18 protein-coding genes and 1 pseudogene are annotated in these 12,463 nt (G+C 70.6%); 15 read left to right on the top strand and 4 right to left on the bottom strand.

Annotation, left to right across the window (positions count from 1 at the left end):
- Positions 1–180 precede the first annotated feature (180 nt).
- From infA to rplQ, 7 genes are all read left to right on the top strand, one after another.
- Entirely contained in the window at positions 181–402 is a 222-nt protein-coding gene (gene infA / locus ACTWQH_RS30085) for a translation initiation factor IF-1 (protein WP_003948620.1), read from the top strand.
- Positions 403–441: 39 nt separating this feature from the next.
- Positions 442–555, top strand: a complete 114-nt coding sequence (gene rpmJ / locus ACTWQH_RS30080; RefSeq protein ID WP_049567412.1) for a 50S ribosomal protein L36 — start codon at positions 442–444, stop codon at positions 553–555.
- Between the two features lie 180 nt (positions 556–735).
- Positions 736–1,116 carry a 30S ribosomal protein S13 gene (gene rpsM / locus ACTWQH_RS30075; protein WP_443289955.1) on the top strand — a complete coding sequence of 127 codons (381 nt, stop codon included), beginning with the start codon at positions 736–738 and terminating at the stop codon, positions 1,114–1,116.
- A gap of 70 nt (positions 1,117–1,186) precedes the next feature.
- The gene (rpsK, locus tag ACTWQH_RS30070) at positions 1,187–1,594 is read left to right on the top strand and encodes a 30S ribosomal protein S11 (protein ID WP_443289954.1); all 408 of its coding nucleotides are present in this window, start codon (positions 1,187–1,189) and stop codon (positions 1,592–1,594) included.
- A 36-nt stretch (positions 1,595–1,630) separates the two neighbouring features.
- A complete protein-coding gene (rpsD, locus tag ACTWQH_RS30065) occupies positions 1,631–2,257 on the top strand; it encodes a 30S ribosomal protein S4 (protein ID WP_443289953.1) in 627 nt (208 codons plus the stop codon).
- 118 nt (positions 2,258–2,375) lie between these two features.
- Positions 2,376–3,398 (top strand): DNA-directed RNA polymerase subunit alpha, encoded by a 1,023-nt coding sequence (locus ACTWQH_RS30060; RefSeq protein ID WP_443289952.1) that lies wholly within the window; start codon positions 2,376–2,378, stop codon positions 3,396–3,398.
- 393 nt (positions 3,399–3,791) lie between these two features.
- On the top strand, positions 3,792–4,316 hold the full coding sequence (gene rplQ / locus ACTWQH_RS30055; protein WP_443289951.1) for a 50S ribosomal protein L17: 525 nt from the start codon (positions 3,792–3,794) through the stop codon (positions 4,314–4,316).
- 152 nt (positions 4,317–4,468) lie between these two features.
- Here rplQ and ACTWQH_RS30050 read toward each other — a convergent pair whose 3' ends face one another.
- On the bottom strand, positions 4,469–4,798 hold the full coding sequence (locus tag ACTWQH_RS30050) for a hypothetical protein (protein WP_443289950.1): 330 nt from the start codon (positions 4,796–4,798) through the stop codon (positions 4,469–4,471).
- A gap of 126 nt (positions 4,799–4,924) precedes the next feature.
- Between ACTWQH_RS30050 and ACTWQH_RS30045 the strand changes: the two genes are divergently transcribed.
- The 5 genes from ACTWQH_RS30045 (at position 4,925) to truA (ending at position 7,654) form a co-directional block, all read left to right on the top strand.
- Positions 4,925–5,764: a helix-turn-helix domain-containing protein gene (locus ACTWQH_RS30045; protein ID WP_443289949.1), complete on the top strand. Its 840-nt coding sequence runs from the start codon at positions 4,925–4,927 to the stop codon at positions 5,762–5,764.
- Positions 5,742–6,032, top strand: coding sequence for a DUF397 domain-containing protein (locus ACTWQH_RS30040; protein ID WP_443289948.1), 291 nt, complete (start codon positions 5,742–5,744; stop codon positions 6,030–6,032). Before ACTWQH_RS30045 ends, ACTWQH_RS30040 begins: the two co-directional genes overlap by 23 nt.
- Before the next feature lie 124 nt (positions 6,033–6,156).
- Positions 6,157–6,438, top strand: coding sequence for a type II toxin-antitoxin system Phd/YefM family antitoxin (locus ACTWQH_RS30035; protein ID WP_443289947.1), 282 nt, complete (start codon positions 6,157–6,159; stop codon positions 6,436–6,438).
- A complete protein-coding gene (locus ACTWQH_RS30030; protein WP_443289946.1) occupies positions 6,435–6,689 on the top strand; it encodes a Txe/YoeB family addiction module toxin in 255 nt (84 codons plus the stop codon). Before ACTWQH_RS30035 ends, ACTWQH_RS30030 begins: the two co-directional genes overlap by 4 nt.
- 113 nt (positions 6,690–6,802) lie before the next feature.
- Complete coding sequence (truA, locus tag ACTWQH_RS30025; RefSeq protein WP_443289957.1) at positions 6,803–7,654, top strand: tRNA pseudouridine(38-40) synthase TruA; 852 nt, start codon at positions 6,803–6,805, stop codon at positions 7,652–7,654.
- Between the two features lie 6 nt (positions 7,655–7,660).
- On the opposite strand, the gene ACTWQH_RS30020 is transcribed toward truA, so the two are convergent.
- A complete protein-coding gene (locus ACTWQH_RS30020) occupies positions 7,661–8,572 on the bottom strand; it encodes a hypothetical protein (RefSeq protein ID WP_443289945.1) in 912 nt (303 codons plus the stop codon).
- A gap of 222 nt (positions 8,573–8,794) precedes the next feature.
- Here ACTWQH_RS30020 and rplM point away from each other — a divergent pair, with 222 nt between their 5' ends.
- From rplM to glmM, 3 genes are all read left to right on the top strand, one after another.
- A complete protein-coding gene (gene rplM, locus ACTWQH_RS30015) occupies positions 8,795–9,238 on the top strand; it encodes a 50S ribosomal protein L13 (RefSeq protein ID WP_443289944.1) in 444 nt (147 codons plus the stop codon).
- Between the two features lie 43 nt (positions 9,239–9,281).
- A complete protein-coding gene (gene rpsI, locus ACTWQH_RS30010) occupies positions 9,282–9,794 on the top strand; it encodes a 30S ribosomal protein S9 (protein WP_443289943.1) in 513 nt (170 codons plus the stop codon).
- Positions 9,795–9,913: 119 nt separating this feature from the next.
- Positions 9,914–11,284: a phosphoglucosamine mutase gene (glmM, locus tag ACTWQH_RS30005; protein WP_443289942.1), complete on the top strand. Its 1,371-nt coding sequence runs from the start codon at positions 9,914–9,916 to the stop codon at positions 11,282–11,284.
- 60 nt (positions 11,285–11,344) lie between these two features.
- Here glmM and ACTWQH_RS30000 read toward each other — a convergent pair whose 3' ends face one another.
- Both ACTWQH_RS30000 and ACTWQH_RS29995 read right to left on the bottom strand, forming a co-directional pair.
- Positions 11,345–11,713: a holo-ACP synthase gene (locus tag ACTWQH_RS30000; protein ID WP_443289941.1), complete on the bottom strand. Its 369-nt coding sequence runs from the start codon at positions 11,711–11,713 to the stop codon at positions 11,345–11,347.
- A 14-nt stretch (positions 11,714–11,727) separates the two neighbouring features.
- Positions 11,728–12,444, bottom strand: a pseudogene (locus ACTWQH_RS29995) (glutamine--fructose-6-phosphate transaminase (isomerizing)); the annotation flags it as partial.
- Positions 12,445–12,463 lie beyond the last annotated feature (19 nt).

The following is a 12,463-nucleotide window of genomic DNA, read 5'->3' as shown; positions in this document are numbered from 1 at the left end:
CCACACCCCGGCACCCCACCCGGGGTTCCGGGGGCGCCGTGGTTAAGGATCTCTTCGGCGGGGAATGGATCATCGATTCGTCTTTTCGGGTGGGGCGGCGTAGACTGGTCCGTCGGTCCTGGTACACCCGCGTGTCAGGGCTGTCCAGGTAGCCGATCCCGGAAGGTGAAACGCTCAGGCATGGCCAAAAAACAAGGGGCCATCGAGATCGAGGGCACCGTCGTCGAGTCTCTCCCGAACGCGATGTTCAAGGTGGAGCTCCAGAACGGGCACCAGGTCCTCGCGCACATCAGCGGCAAGATGCGTATGCACTACATCCGTATCCTGCCCGACGACAGGGTCGTGGTGGAGCTCTCTCCGTACGACCTGACCCGCGGGCGGATCGTCTACCGCTACAAGTAGATACACGTAGATCCAAGACCCGGAAGAAGCCACCCAGCGATGAAGGTCAGGCCGAGCGTCAAGAAGATCTGCGACAAGTGCAAGGTGATCCGCCGCCACGGGCGGGTCATGGTCATCTGCGAGAACCTGCGCCACAAGCAGCGCCAGGGCTGATCGCGTCTCGTACCCGAAGCTTCGCACCAGCAGATCCAGCAGATATCGCAGTCACCCGTCCCCTCGCCCCCGGGCGAGGACGACACCCCCGGTCGGAGGCCGGGGACCCGGCAGCCCGCCAAGGGGTCTCGGGAACGGTGCTGCGGCAGACCTCCGACGACATCACCAGGAGCCACATACATGGCACGCCTCGCAGGCGTTGACCTCCCGCGCGACAAGCGCGTCGAGGTCGCTCTCACCTACGTCTTCGGCATCGGGCGCACCCTTGCCAAGGAGACGCTGGCCAGCACCGGGGTCAACCCCGACACCCGCGTCCGCGATCTCGGCGAGGAGGACCTCGTCAAGCTCCGCGAGTACGTGGACAACAACATCAGGGTGGAGGGCGACCTCCGCCGGGAGATCCAGGCCGACATCCGCCGCAAGGTCGAGATCGGCTGTTACGAGGGCCTGCGCCACCGCCGGGGACTCCCCGTCCACGGCCAGCGCACCAAGACCAACGCTCGCACCCGCAAGGGCCCGCGTCGCGCGATCGCCGGCAAGAAGAAGCCAGGAAAGAAGTAGTCCGCTCACGGACAGCCGTCGTTAGGTCCGTGCAGCAAGGACCGACCACCTCCAGGGAGTTTCAGACCAGATGCCTCCAAAGGGCCGTACCGGCGCCGGTACCAAGAAGGTGCGCCGGAAGGAAAAGAAGAACGTCGCTCACGGGCATGCCCACATCAAGAGCACGTTCAACAACACCATCGTCTCGATCACCGACCCCAGCGGGAATGTGATCTCCTGGGCCTCGGCCGGCCACGTCGGCTTCAAGGGCTCGCGCAAGTCCACCCCCTACGCCGCCCAGATGGCCGCCGAGAACGCTGCCCGGCGTGCGCAGGAGCACGGGATGCGCAAGGTCGACGTCTTCGTCAAGGGCCCCGGCTCCGGCCGGGAGACCGCGATCCGTTCCCTCCAGGCCACCGGCCTCGAGGTCGGCTCGATCCAGGACGTGACCCCGACCCCGCACAACGGCTGCCGCCCGCCCAAGCGTCGGCGTGTGTGACCCGGCCCGACAGGTGAAGTAGGAGACGAAACAGATATGGCGCGTTACACCGGGGCCGACTGCAAGCGTTGCCGTCGGGAGAAGCAGAAGCTCTTCCTCAAGGGAGCCAAGTGCGAGAGCGCTAAGTGCCCGATCGAGATCCGTCCTTACCCCCCGGGTGAGCACGGACGCGGGCGCACCAAGGACAGTGAGTACCTGCTGCAGAAGCGCGAGAAGCAGAAGTGCGCGCGCATCTACGGCGTTCTGGAGAAGCAGTTCCGGGGGTACTACAACGAGGCCAACCGCCAGCAGGGCAAGACCGGCGAGAACCTGCTGCGGATCCTGGAATCCCGCCTCGACAACGTGGTCTACCGGGCCGGCTTCGCCAAGTCCCGCGACCACGCCCGTCAGCTCGTCCGGCACGGCCACATCGTGGTCAACGGCCGGAAGACCGACATCCCCTCGGCGCGGGTGCAGCCCAGCGACATCGTCGAGGTCCGCGAGTCCTCCCGCAACCTCACCCCCTTCCAGGTGGCGGCGGCGGAGGCCGGGGACAAGACCGTGCCGGCGTGGCTGGAGTCCATCCCCTCCCAGCTGCGGATCCTCGTCCACTCGCTGCCCGAGCGCCAGGTGATCGACACCCAGGTGCAGGAGCAGCTGATCGTCGAGCTCTACTCGAAGTAAGCACGACAAAGGGATCGGGGAAGCCATGCGGGTTTCGGGTGGCTTCCCCGTATCCTCGAACTACACGTTGTCTTCGTTCGGCATCAAATAGCGGTTGCCGAAGACTGGAGTCATTCCCATGCTGATCGCTCAGCGCCCCTCCCTGACCGAAGAGGTCGTCGACGAGTTCCGCTCCCGGTTCGTGATCGAGCCGCTGGAGCCGGGCTTCGGCTACACCCTCGGAAACTCCCTGCGGCGTACGCTGCTCTCCTCCATCCCCGGCGCGGCTGTCACCAGCATCCGCATCGACGGCGTGCTGCACGAGTTCTCCACCGTGCCGGGCGTCAAGGAGGACGTCACCGATCTCATCCTCAACATCAAGCAGCTCGTCGTCTCCTCCGAGCACGACGAGCCCGTGGTGATGTACCTGCGCAAGCAGGGCCCCGGCCTGGTCACCGCCGCCGACATCGCCCCGCCCGCCGGCGTCGAGGTGCACAACCCCGACCTGGTCCTCGCCGCCCTCAACAACAAGGGCAAGCTGGAGATGGAGCTGACCGTCGAGCGCGGTCGCGGCTACGTCTCGGCGGTGCAGAACAAGGCGGTCGGCCAGGAGATCGGCCGGATCCCGGTCGACTCCATCTACAGCCCCGTGCTGAAGGTCACCTACAAGGTGGAGGCCACCCGCGTCGAGCAGCGCACCGACTTCGACAAGCTGATCGTCGACGTCGAGACCAAGGAGGCCATGCGGCCGAGGGACGCCATGGCCTCGGCGGGCAAGACCCTGGTCGAGCTGTTCGGCCTGGCGCGCGAGCTGAACGTGGACGCCGAGGGCATCGACATGGGCCCCTCGCCGACCGACGCGGCGCTCGCGGCCGACCTGGCGCTGCCGATCGAGGAGCTGGAGCTGACGGTCCGCTCCTACAACTGCCTCAAGCGCGAGGGCATCCACTCCGTGGGCGAGCTGGTCGCGCGCTCGGAGGCGGACCTGCTCGACATCCGCAACTTCGGCGCGAAGTCGATCGACGAGGTCAAGGCGAAGCTGGCCGGCATGGGCCTGGCCCTGAAGGACAGCCCGCCCGGATTCGACCCCGCCTCGGCGGCCGACGCCTTCGGCGCGGAGGACGAGGGCGACACCGGGTTCCACGAGACCGAGCAGTACTGATCGCCTCCGGCGGGGTCGGCCGCGGGCCGGCCCCGCCGGGGCGGGCCGGGCCTGGCGGCCCGGCGCCCGCTCAGGCGGCGGCTGGCTGTCGCCTCCGGCGGGGTCGGCCACGACGAGGGCTTCCGCCCGGAGACGGTGGCCTGGTGTCCGTTGGCGGCAGGTTCGCGAGAGCTGGGCCGCCACCGGAGCCCGGGACCGAAGCTGGCCCCGGGCCGAACCGGCGATCCGCCTCGCGAGCGGGGCGTACCGCCTGAGGCGGGCAGGACCTCCAGGTCCGTGCCCGCCGAGCCCTCGGCGGAGCTCCGGGCGCCGTCCCGGGGCGTCGCCGAGGACACACATCCGCTGACACCGGTACCTGATACGGCCGGTGCAGATAACGACAGGAGAAGACCGATGCCGAAGCCCACCAAGGGCCCGCGGCTGGGTGGCAGCCCCGCCCACGAGCGGCTGATGCTGGCGAACCTCGCCACCGCGCTCTTCGAGCACGGCCGCATCAAGACCACCGAGGCCAAGGCCCGCAGGCTGCGGCCCGTGGCCGAGCGGCTGATCACCAAGGCGAAGAAGGGCGACCTGCACAACCGCCGCCAGGTCATGCAGACCATCCGCGACAAGAGCGTGGTGCACACGCTCTTCACGGAGATCGGCCCGAAGTTCGCCAACCGCCCCGGCGGCTACACCCGCATCACCAAGCTCGGCCCGCGCCGGGGGGACAACGCCCCCATGGCCGTGATCGAGCTGGTCGAGGCCCTCACCGTGCAGCAGGAGGCGGTGGGCGAGGCCGAGGCCGCGGCCCGGCGGGCGGTGAAGGAGGCCGACGAGGCGAAGTCGAAGGCCGACCTGGAGAAGGAGCCCGAGGACACCGAGGCCGGCGCCGAGGCGGTCAACGAGGAGCCGGAGGCCGAGGAGAAGAAGGACTGACGTCGTCGCGCCTCCCAGGCCGTGGCGCGGCAGTGGTCCGCTGGGCCCGTACCCCCCGGGGTACGGGCCCAGCGGCGTTTCGGCTGCTCCATGCGTCCATGCGTAGGGGTGTGGAAAGGCGGCATATCGTCCTGGCGGTGGTGACTCGGAGGTCACGGGTCGTACGGCTCGTCAGGTAGGGGCAGACGGGCGCCCCGGCTGTCGGCGATGCGGAGGGTGTCGCTGAGGCAAGTGCTGGTCCGTTGGAGAGCGACCCGGAGCGTGAGGGGGCCAGCCGTGGGGTTGGCGAGGACACGGTGGGCGTGGTCGAGACAGTCGTCGGCGAGGCGGAGCTGCTTCTCCTCGGCCTCGTCGGCCACCCGCCACAGCAGGTCGGCGTTGTCGTCGGTGGAGAGGTAACACGGCTTGCCCTCGGGCGTCTCCCACGGCAGGAGGCGCGCTCCCGCGCCGGAGGTGGGGCGGTCGCGGTCTCGGTCGTACATGTGGCGTCCTCGGCTTCTTGGCGCTGTTGCGGTGTGTGCTGTTCTGCGTACAGACTGCCGTCGCAGTAAGGGAGTTGGCAGCCGTGGGGGCGGTCCTGCGGCCCTGTCAAGAGGGGAGTTGAAGCCATGGCCAACGATCAGGAACCGGCGATGACGCGGCTGAAGTACGGCGAGGAGCTGCGGCTGCGGAGGGAGCGGGCGGGCCACACGCAGCAGTCGCTGGGCGATGTGGTGATCCTTTCGCCGTCGATGATCGCCCACATCGAGGCGGGGAGGCGGCGGCCGTGCATCGAGGACGCCAGGCGGCTGGACCAGGCGCTGGACGCGGACGGCTTCTTCGAGCGGTGGCAGCCGACGCTCGATGAAGCGCAGTTCGCGCCGCAGTTCCAGGACGCGGCGGAGTCGGAGCGGCGGGCGGAGGTCATCGAGGAGTTCGCGGTCGGCATCGTCCCTGGGCTGTTGCAGACGGCCGACTACGCCCGCGCCATCAACCTGGGAGCCGAACCCAACCTGTCCGCCGAGGAACTTGACCAGTGGGTTGTCAACAGGCTCAGCCGTGCCCGCATCCTGGAGGATCCGAAGAAGCCCCGGATGTGGGCGATCCTCGGCGAGAACGTGCTGCGCACGGTCGTTGGCGGATCGGAGGCGATGGCGGTCCAGCTGAGGCACATCGCCGCGCTGATCCGGTCAGGGCGGGTGCAGGTTCAGGTGCTGCCGTTCGCGATGGGCGCACATCCGTTCATGGGCACTAATCTGAAGCTGATGCGCTTCGCCGACGAGCCCGGCCAGGCGTACGTCCAAGCGCTGTACACCGGGTTGTTGGTCGACGATCCGGCGACGGTGGGGCGCTTCCGGGACGCCTATGATCTGGCGCGGGCGGCCGCGTTGCCGCTCAAGGCGTCCCTCGAACTGATCGAGTCGGTGGCGGAGGAATACGAGAAGAATGCGGAGCAAGAGCATCCCTGACGCGTCCGCGCTCCGGGCGGCGTGGCGCAAGTCGAGCTACAGCCACGGCGACAACGGCGACTGCCTGGAGGTCGCCGAAGTCCCCGGCTGGCGCAAGTCGAGCTACAGCCTGGGCGACAACGGTGACTGTCTGGAGGTCGCGGACGGCGTGCCCGGCGTCATACCGGTGCGGGACAGCAAGAACCCGCACGGCCCGGCGTTGGCCATCCCGGCCGCCGGCTGGTCCGGCTTCGTCGCCGCGGTGAAGGGCGGCCGGTTCGGTCGCTGACGCGCGTGTGCCCTCCTGTTCGCCTGTGGGAGGGCACGAACGCAGTTTCGTGCGTGATCACGCCTGGCCTCGTGCATCGCGGAGTGGTACGTTATTCGGTACCACTCTCGGAAGGTCTGGGGCGATGTCGATCACTGCGAGCGAGGCCCGCAAGGCACTCTTTCCGCTCATCAAGAAAGTCAACGACGATCACGAGGCAATCGAGATCGTGTCCAAGCACGGCAATGCGGTTCTCGTCTCTGCTGAGGACTACGCCGCGCTGCGCGAAGGCTCCTACCTGCTCCGTTCCCCTGCCAATGCCCGTCGTCTGCTCAAGGCGTACGAGAATGCCCTCAGCGGCATCAACGTCGCTGAACGAAAGCTGATCGACCCCGACGCGGCAGACGAGGGGAGCGGCGCCGCGTGAGGCTTGTCTTCGAGGAGCACGGCTGGGAGGACTACACATCCTGGCTGAAGAACGACCGCAAGATGCTCGCCCGGATCAACAAGCTCATCGAGGACATCCGCCGGGACCCGTTCACCGGGATCGGAAAACCGGAGCCGCTGAAGCATCACCTGCCCGGAGCTTGGTCGCGGCGGATCGATGACGAGCACCGGCTCGTCTACATCGTTGCGGACAAAGAGATCATCATCCTCGCCGCGCGTTACCACTACTGAGGTGGTGGCGTGAAGCACGTGAACCTGGTCGGCGCTCTCCGCGATGAATGAAGCGCTGTGAGAGCCAGGCTCACACATCGTCGGCGTTTGAGAGGATCGTCGGCGTGAGTGACGTGGTGGATGTGGTGAGGGTGCGGCTGGACCTGTCCTACGACGGTGCGGGCTTCGCCGGGTGGGCGCGGCAGCGGGGGCTGCGTACGGTGCAGGGCGAGGTCGAGGACGCGCTGCGGGTCGTCACGCGGGCGGGGGAGGGGGCGGCGTACGAGCTGACCGTGGCGGGGCGGACGGATGCCGGGGTGCACGCGCGGGGGCAGGTGGCGCACGTGGATCTGCCGGTGGGGGTGTGGGAGGAGCACGGCGAGCACCTGGTGCGGCGGCTGGCCGGGCGGCTGCCGCAGGACGTGCGGGTGTGGGGGGTGGCCGAGGCGCCGCCGCACTTTGACGCGCGGTTCTCGGCGGTGTGGAGAAGGTACTCGTATCGGGTCAGCGATCACCCGGGCGGGGTCGATCCGCTCCAGCGCGGGCACGTGCTGTGGCACAACTGGCCGCTGGACGTGGCGGCGATGAACGAGGCCTCCGCGCGGCTGCTCGGCGAGCACGACTTCGCGGCGTTCTGCAAGCGGAGGAGGGGCGACGCCAACGCCACCACCATTCGCGCGCTGCGGGAGCTGCGGTGGGAGCGAAGGAGTGACGGCGTGGTCGAGGGCACCGTGCGGGCCGACGCGTTCTGCCACAACATGGTGCGCTCGCTGGTGGGGGCGCTGCTGTTCGTCGGCGACGGGCACCGGCCGCCGGAGTGGCCGGCGCGGGTGCTGGCGGCCGGGGTGCGGGACTCGGCCGTGCACGTGGTGCGGCCGCACGGGCTGACCCTGGAGGAGGTCGGCTACCCGCCGGAGGGCGAGCTGGAGCGGCGGAACCGGGAGGCGCGGAGGGTGCGGACGCTGGCGGGCGACGCGCCCGCGTAACCGGGCTCAGTCGTTGTTCTCGCGCTCCTCGACCCGCGCGCTGGCCGAGGCGGACGCCTGGGCCTCGCCGCGCTGGATGATCAGCTCGAACGCGTGGTCGTTGCCGTCGCGCGCCGCCTGGTGGGCGGGGGTGTCCTCGCCGCTGATCGGGCTGCCGTCGGCGTTGCCCGCGATCGTGAAGTAGGCGTAGCGGCCGATCTGGTTGGCGGTGGCGACGCAGCCGCCGCGCTGGCAGAAGTCGGGGGCGTCGCCGCTGGTGAGCGGCAGCAGGTTGTTGACGGCCTCGCTGCGCGCGGCCTCGGCGTCCTGCTCGCTGGGGAACTGGGCGACGCCCACGGTCACGGCCACGTCGCCCGTGGCGTAGGTGGCGCGCAGCAACGCCGCGCAGCCGTGGTCGGTCAGCACGGTGCCCAGGTCGGGCGTGACGGCCGCCGGGCAGTCCTGGCCGCCCTCGGTGGTCCGCTGGGCGTACGAGCGGCCCTCGATCTCCATCGCCGCGTCGCCGAAGAACGCGCCGATGGTGAAGGGCGCGATGTCCATCTCGGGGTTGGATATGAAGTCCCGCGGCTCGGGCAGCGGCGGCAGCGTCGTGTCCTCGAAGGTCGGCTGCGGCTTGGTGGTGTCCGGCGGCAGGTCCGAGGACGACGGCAGCGCGGTGGTGGTGCCCTCGCCGCTGTCGTCGCCCGAGCTCACGATGAGGAGGGCCACCACGGTGCCCACGGCCGCCGCGGCCAGCACGCTGCCGACGATCGTCCACAGGCGCCGGCGCATGCGGCGCCGCTCCGCGTCCGCCGCCAGCGCGCTCCAGTCGGGCGTCTGCGGCCCGCCGGGCGGCATGCCCGGCGGCGTACCCGGATTCCACACGGGACCCCCGGGGCCGCCCGGTCCACCGGGGTATCCCCCCTGCCCATAGCTCATGGACCGCATCTTAAGGAAAGAGGATTGGCGGCCACCCCGCCCCGGGGTCACAATCCGGTGGCGGCCTGTGAGCCCCGGGCTCGTTTTGACCCCCGAGGATGCGGGCAGGTACGCTGCTTGGTCGATAATGCGTATGGCTTGCTCGATCTCACGTGAGGGGCCTTGCGCCGGTCCATCAGGACCCGTTCTATCGACTCACCGAACAAGCGAAGGCTACCGACCGTGCGTACGTACAGCCCCAAGCCCGGCGACATTGAGCGTCAATGGCACGTCATCGACGCCACCGACGTGGTGCTGGGCCGCCTGGCCACCCAGGCCGCCACCCTTCTGCGGGGCAAGCACAAGCCGGTATACGCGCCGCACGTTGACACGGGTGACTTCGTCATCATCGTCAACGCCGCCAAGGTGCACCTGACCGGCAACAAGCGGACCCAGAAGCTGGCCTACCGCCACTCCGGCTACCCCGGCGGCCTGAGGTCCGTCCGGTACGAGGACCTGCTGAAGAACGCGCCGGAGAAGGCCGTGGAGAAGGCCATCAAGGGCATGCTCCCGAAGAACACCCTGGGCCGCCAGATGTTCGGCAAGCTCAAGGTCTACGCGGGCGAGGAGCACCCGCACGCCGCGCAGAAGCCGGTGCCGTTCGAGATCACCCAGGTCGCGCAGTAGTCCGGCCACCGCCCCCGAGACGAAGAAACATCTGAGGAGAACCGTGGCCGAGCCCACTACCGAATCCCTCGACACCGAGGTTCCCGAGGTCGAGGAGTACACCACCGAGTCCACCCCCGAGGAGTTCGCCACCGCGAGCGAGGGCGTCACCGCCCGCTTCGGCGACCCGCAGCCCGGCGTCGGCACCGGCCGCCGCAAGGAGGCCATCGCGCGGGTCCGCATCCGCCCCGGCTCCGGGAAGTGGAAGATCAACGGGCGCACCCTGGAGGGCTACTTCCCGAACAAGGTGCACCAGCAGTCCGTCAACGAGCCCTTCAAGGTCCTGGAGCTTGAGGAGCGCTACGACGTGGTCGCCCGCATCTCCGGCGGCGGCATCTCCGGCCAGGCCGGCGCGCTGCGCCTGGGCGTGGCCCGCGCCCTCAACGAGGCCGACGTCGAGAACAACCGCGGCCCCCTGAAGAAGGCCGGGTTCCTCACGCGCGACGCCCGCGCGGTCGAGCGGAAGAAGGCCGGTCTGAAGAAGGCCCGGAAGGGTACCCAGTACAGCAAGCGTTGACCCCATCCGGCGAACTTTGCTGTATGCCCCGGCAGCACGCGGTGCTGCCGGGGTGTTCCTTTTATACGGTTAACGCTGCGGGGGCTACGGGCCGCATTGTGAACAATCGGAGGACCACAGTGGGACGACTCTTCGGAACGGATGGCGTGAGAGGCGTCGCCAACGCGGATCTCACGGCCGAGATGGCGCTCGGCCTGTCGGTCGCGGCGGCGCGCGAGCTCGCCACCGCGCGCCCCGCGAACGCCGGACCACGGCAGCCACGCCCGGTGGCGGTGGTCGGGCGCGATCCGCGGGCGTCCGGGGAGTTCCTGGAGGCGGCGGTGGTGGCGGGCCTGGCCAGCGCGGGCGTGGACGTGCTGCGGGTCGGGGTGCTGCCCACGCCGGCCGTCGCCCACCTCACGGGGTCGCTCGGCGCCGACTTCGGCGTGATGCTGTCGGCGAGCCACAACCCCATGCCGGACAACGGCATCAAGTTCTTCGCGCGGGGCGGCCACAAGCTCGCGGACGAGGTGGAGGACCGCATCGAGGCGGCGTACGCCGAGCACGCGGCGGGCCAGCCCTGGGAGCGGCCGGTGGGCGCGGGGGTCGGCCGGGTCACGGACTACGCGGAGGGCTTCGACTCGTACGTGGCCCACCTGGTGGCGGCGCTGCCGAACCGGCTGGAGGGCGTGAGGGTCGTGATCGACGCCGCGCACGGGGCGGCGTCGCGGGTGGCTCCGGAGGCGTTCGCGCGGGCGGGCGCCGAGGTCGTCACCATCGGCGCCGACCCGGACGGGCTCAACATCAACGACGGGTACGGCTCGACGAACCTGGCCGCGCTGCGGGCCGCGGTGGTGGAGCACGGCGCTGACCTGGGCGTGGCGGTGGACGGGGACGCCGACCGCTGCCTGGCCGCCGACGCGGCGGGCGAGGACGTGGACGGCGACCAGATCCTTGCGGTGCTCGCGCTGGCGATGCGTGAGGCGGGCACGCTGCGGCAGGACACGGTCGTGGCCACGGTCATGTCGAATCTGGGCCTGACGCTGGCGATGGAGCGCGAGGGGCTGCGGCTGCGGCAGACCTCGGTCGGCGACCGGTATGTGCTGGAGGAGATGAAGCGGGGCGGGTACGCGCTGGGCGGCGAGCAGTCCGGTCACGTCATCGTGCTCGACCACGCGACGACGGGGGACGGGACGCTGACGGGGCTGCTGCTGGCGGCCCGGGTGGCGGCGACGCGGCGGACGCTGGCGGAGCTGGCGGGGGTGATGCGGCGGCTGCCGCAGGTGCTGATCAACGTGCCCGACGTGGACAGGAGCCGGGTCGCGGACTGCCGCGAGCTGGCGGAGGCCGTGGCGGAGGCGGAGCGGCAGCTGGGGGTGACGGGGCGGGTGCTGCTGCGGCCGTCCGGGACGGAGCCGCTGGTGCGGGTGATGGTGGAGGCGGCGGACTCCGCGCTGGCGGAGGCGGTGGCGACGGGGCTGGCGGACGTGGTGAAGCGGCAGCTCGGCTGATTCCCTCGTCAGGGCTTCAGGGGTGCGGGGGCGGCGTCCCCGGACGGCGGCCGGCGGGCGTCACGCCTCGGCGATGACCACCGCGGAGGCGATGCCCGCGTCGTGGCTCAGGGAGAGGTGCCAGGTGCGTACGCCCAGCTCCGCCGCGCGGGCGGCGACCGTGCCGCGCACGGTCAGGTGCGGGCGGCCGGAGTCGGCCTGCGTGACCTCCGCGTCGGTCCAGCGCAGCCCGGGCGGCGCGCCCAGCGCCTTCGCGAGGGCCTCCTTCGCGGCGAAGCGCGCCGCCAGCGACGCGACGCCCCGCCGCTCCCCGCTGGGCAGCCACAGCTCCGCCTCCACGAACAGCCGCCGCGCCAGCTCCGGCGTGCGTTCCAGCGAGGCGGCGAAGCGGTCGATCTCCGCCACGTCGATCCCCACCCCCACGATCACGCGAGCACCACGCCCCCCTCGACGTCCGTGATCTCGCACCGCACCTCGTCCAGGTCGCGCCGCAGCAGCACCACGTGGTCCCGCTCCGGGCCGTGGAGCGTGACGACCTCGCCGGGGGACGCGGGGAACGCCGCGGGGCGGGAGGCGAGGCAGGACTCGCCGTCGCCGAGCCCGACCGACAGCGGCAGCTCGCGGCGTGCGCCCACCACCGCGTCGGGCTCGTCGGCGTGGACCGCCAGCATGGCGAAGCTGCCGCGCAGCCTCCGGCACACCTGCCGCATCGCCTCGGCCAGCTCGGCGCAGGAGGAGAACGCCTCGGCCAGCAGGTGCGCCACCACCTCGGTGTCCGTCTGCGAGGCCAGCTCGTGGCCGCGCGCGGCGAGCTCGGCGCGCAGCTCGGCGTGGTTGTCGATGACGCCGTCGTGGACCACGGCGACCCGGCCGGCGTTGTCGAGCTGCGGGTGGGCGTTGTCCTCGCTGGGCGCGCCGTGCGTGGCCTGGCGGATGTGGCCGATGGCCGTGGTGCCGGTGGGCAGCGGGCGCCGCAGCAGCACCTCGCGCAGGTCGGCCAGCCGGCCCGCGGTCTTCGCCGCCGCCAGCCCGCCGTCGGCGACCACCGCCACGCCGGCCGAGTCGTAGCCCGGACGCTCCGCCCGCTCCAGCCGGCTCAGCCCGTCCAGCACCACATCGAGGGCGGCCTGCGCTCCTACGTAACCGACGATCCCGCACATGCGGGCAGCGTAGCCCGGC

This window comes from Streptomyces sp. 6N223, assembly GCF_052246635.1.
Lineage (GTDB): Bacteria > Actinomycetota > Actinomycetes > Streptomycetales > Streptomycetaceae > Streptomyces.
This window is presented reverse-complemented; position numbering and strand designations above follow the sequence as displayed.

Excerpts from the sequence above, each read along its gene's own strand:
- rplQ (WP_443289951.1), top strand. The coding sequence starts at position 3,792 with ATGCCGAAGCCCACCAAGGGCCCGCGGCTGGGTGGCAGCCCCGCCCAC.
- ACTWQH_RS30060 (WP_443289952.1), top strand. The coding sequence starts at position 2,376 with ATGCTGATCGCTCAGCGCCCCTCCCTGACCGAAGAGGTCGTCGACGAG.
- rpsK (WP_443289954.1), top strand. The coding sequence starts at position 1,187 with ATGCCTCCAAAGGGCCGTACCGGCGCCGGTACCAAGAAGGTGCGCCGG.
- ACTWQH_RS30020 (WP_443289945.1), bottom strand. The coding sequence starts at position 8,572 with ATGAGCTATGGGCAGGGGGGATACCCCGGTGGACCGGGCGGCCCCGGG.
- rpmJ (WP_049567412.1), top strand. The coding sequence starts at position 442 with ATGAAGGTCAGGCCGAGCGTCAAGAAGATCTGCGACAAGTGCAAGGTG.
- ACTWQH_RS30050 (WP_443289950.1), bottom strand. The coding sequence starts at position 4,798 with ATGTACGACCGAGACCGCGACCGCCCCACCTCCGGCGCGGGAGCGCGC.
- ACTWQH_RS30035 (WP_443289947.1), top strand. The coding sequence starts at position 6,157 with ATGTCGATCACTGCGAGCGAGGCCCGCAAGGCACTCTTTCCGCTCATC.
- rpsM (WP_443289955.1), top strand. The coding sequence starts at position 736 with ATGGCACGCCTCGCAGGCGTTGACCTCCCGCGCGACAAGCGCGTCGAG.
- ACTWQH_RS30045 (WP_443289949.1), top strand. The coding sequence starts at position 4,925 with ATGGCCAACGATCAGGAACCGGCGATGACGCGGCTGAAGTACGGCGAG.
- ACTWQH_RS30040 (WP_443289948.1), top strand. The coding sequence starts at position 5,742 with ATGCGGAGCAAGAGCATCCCTGACGCGTCCGCGCTCCGGGCGGCGTGG.
- rpsD (WP_443289953.1), top strand. The coding sequence starts at position 1,631 with ATGGCGCGTTACACCGGGGCCGACTGCAAGCGTTGCCGTCGGGAGAAG.
- infA (WP_003948620.1), top strand. The coding sequence starts at position 181 with ATGGCCAAAAAACAAGGGGCCATCGAGATCGAGGGCACCGTCGTCGAG.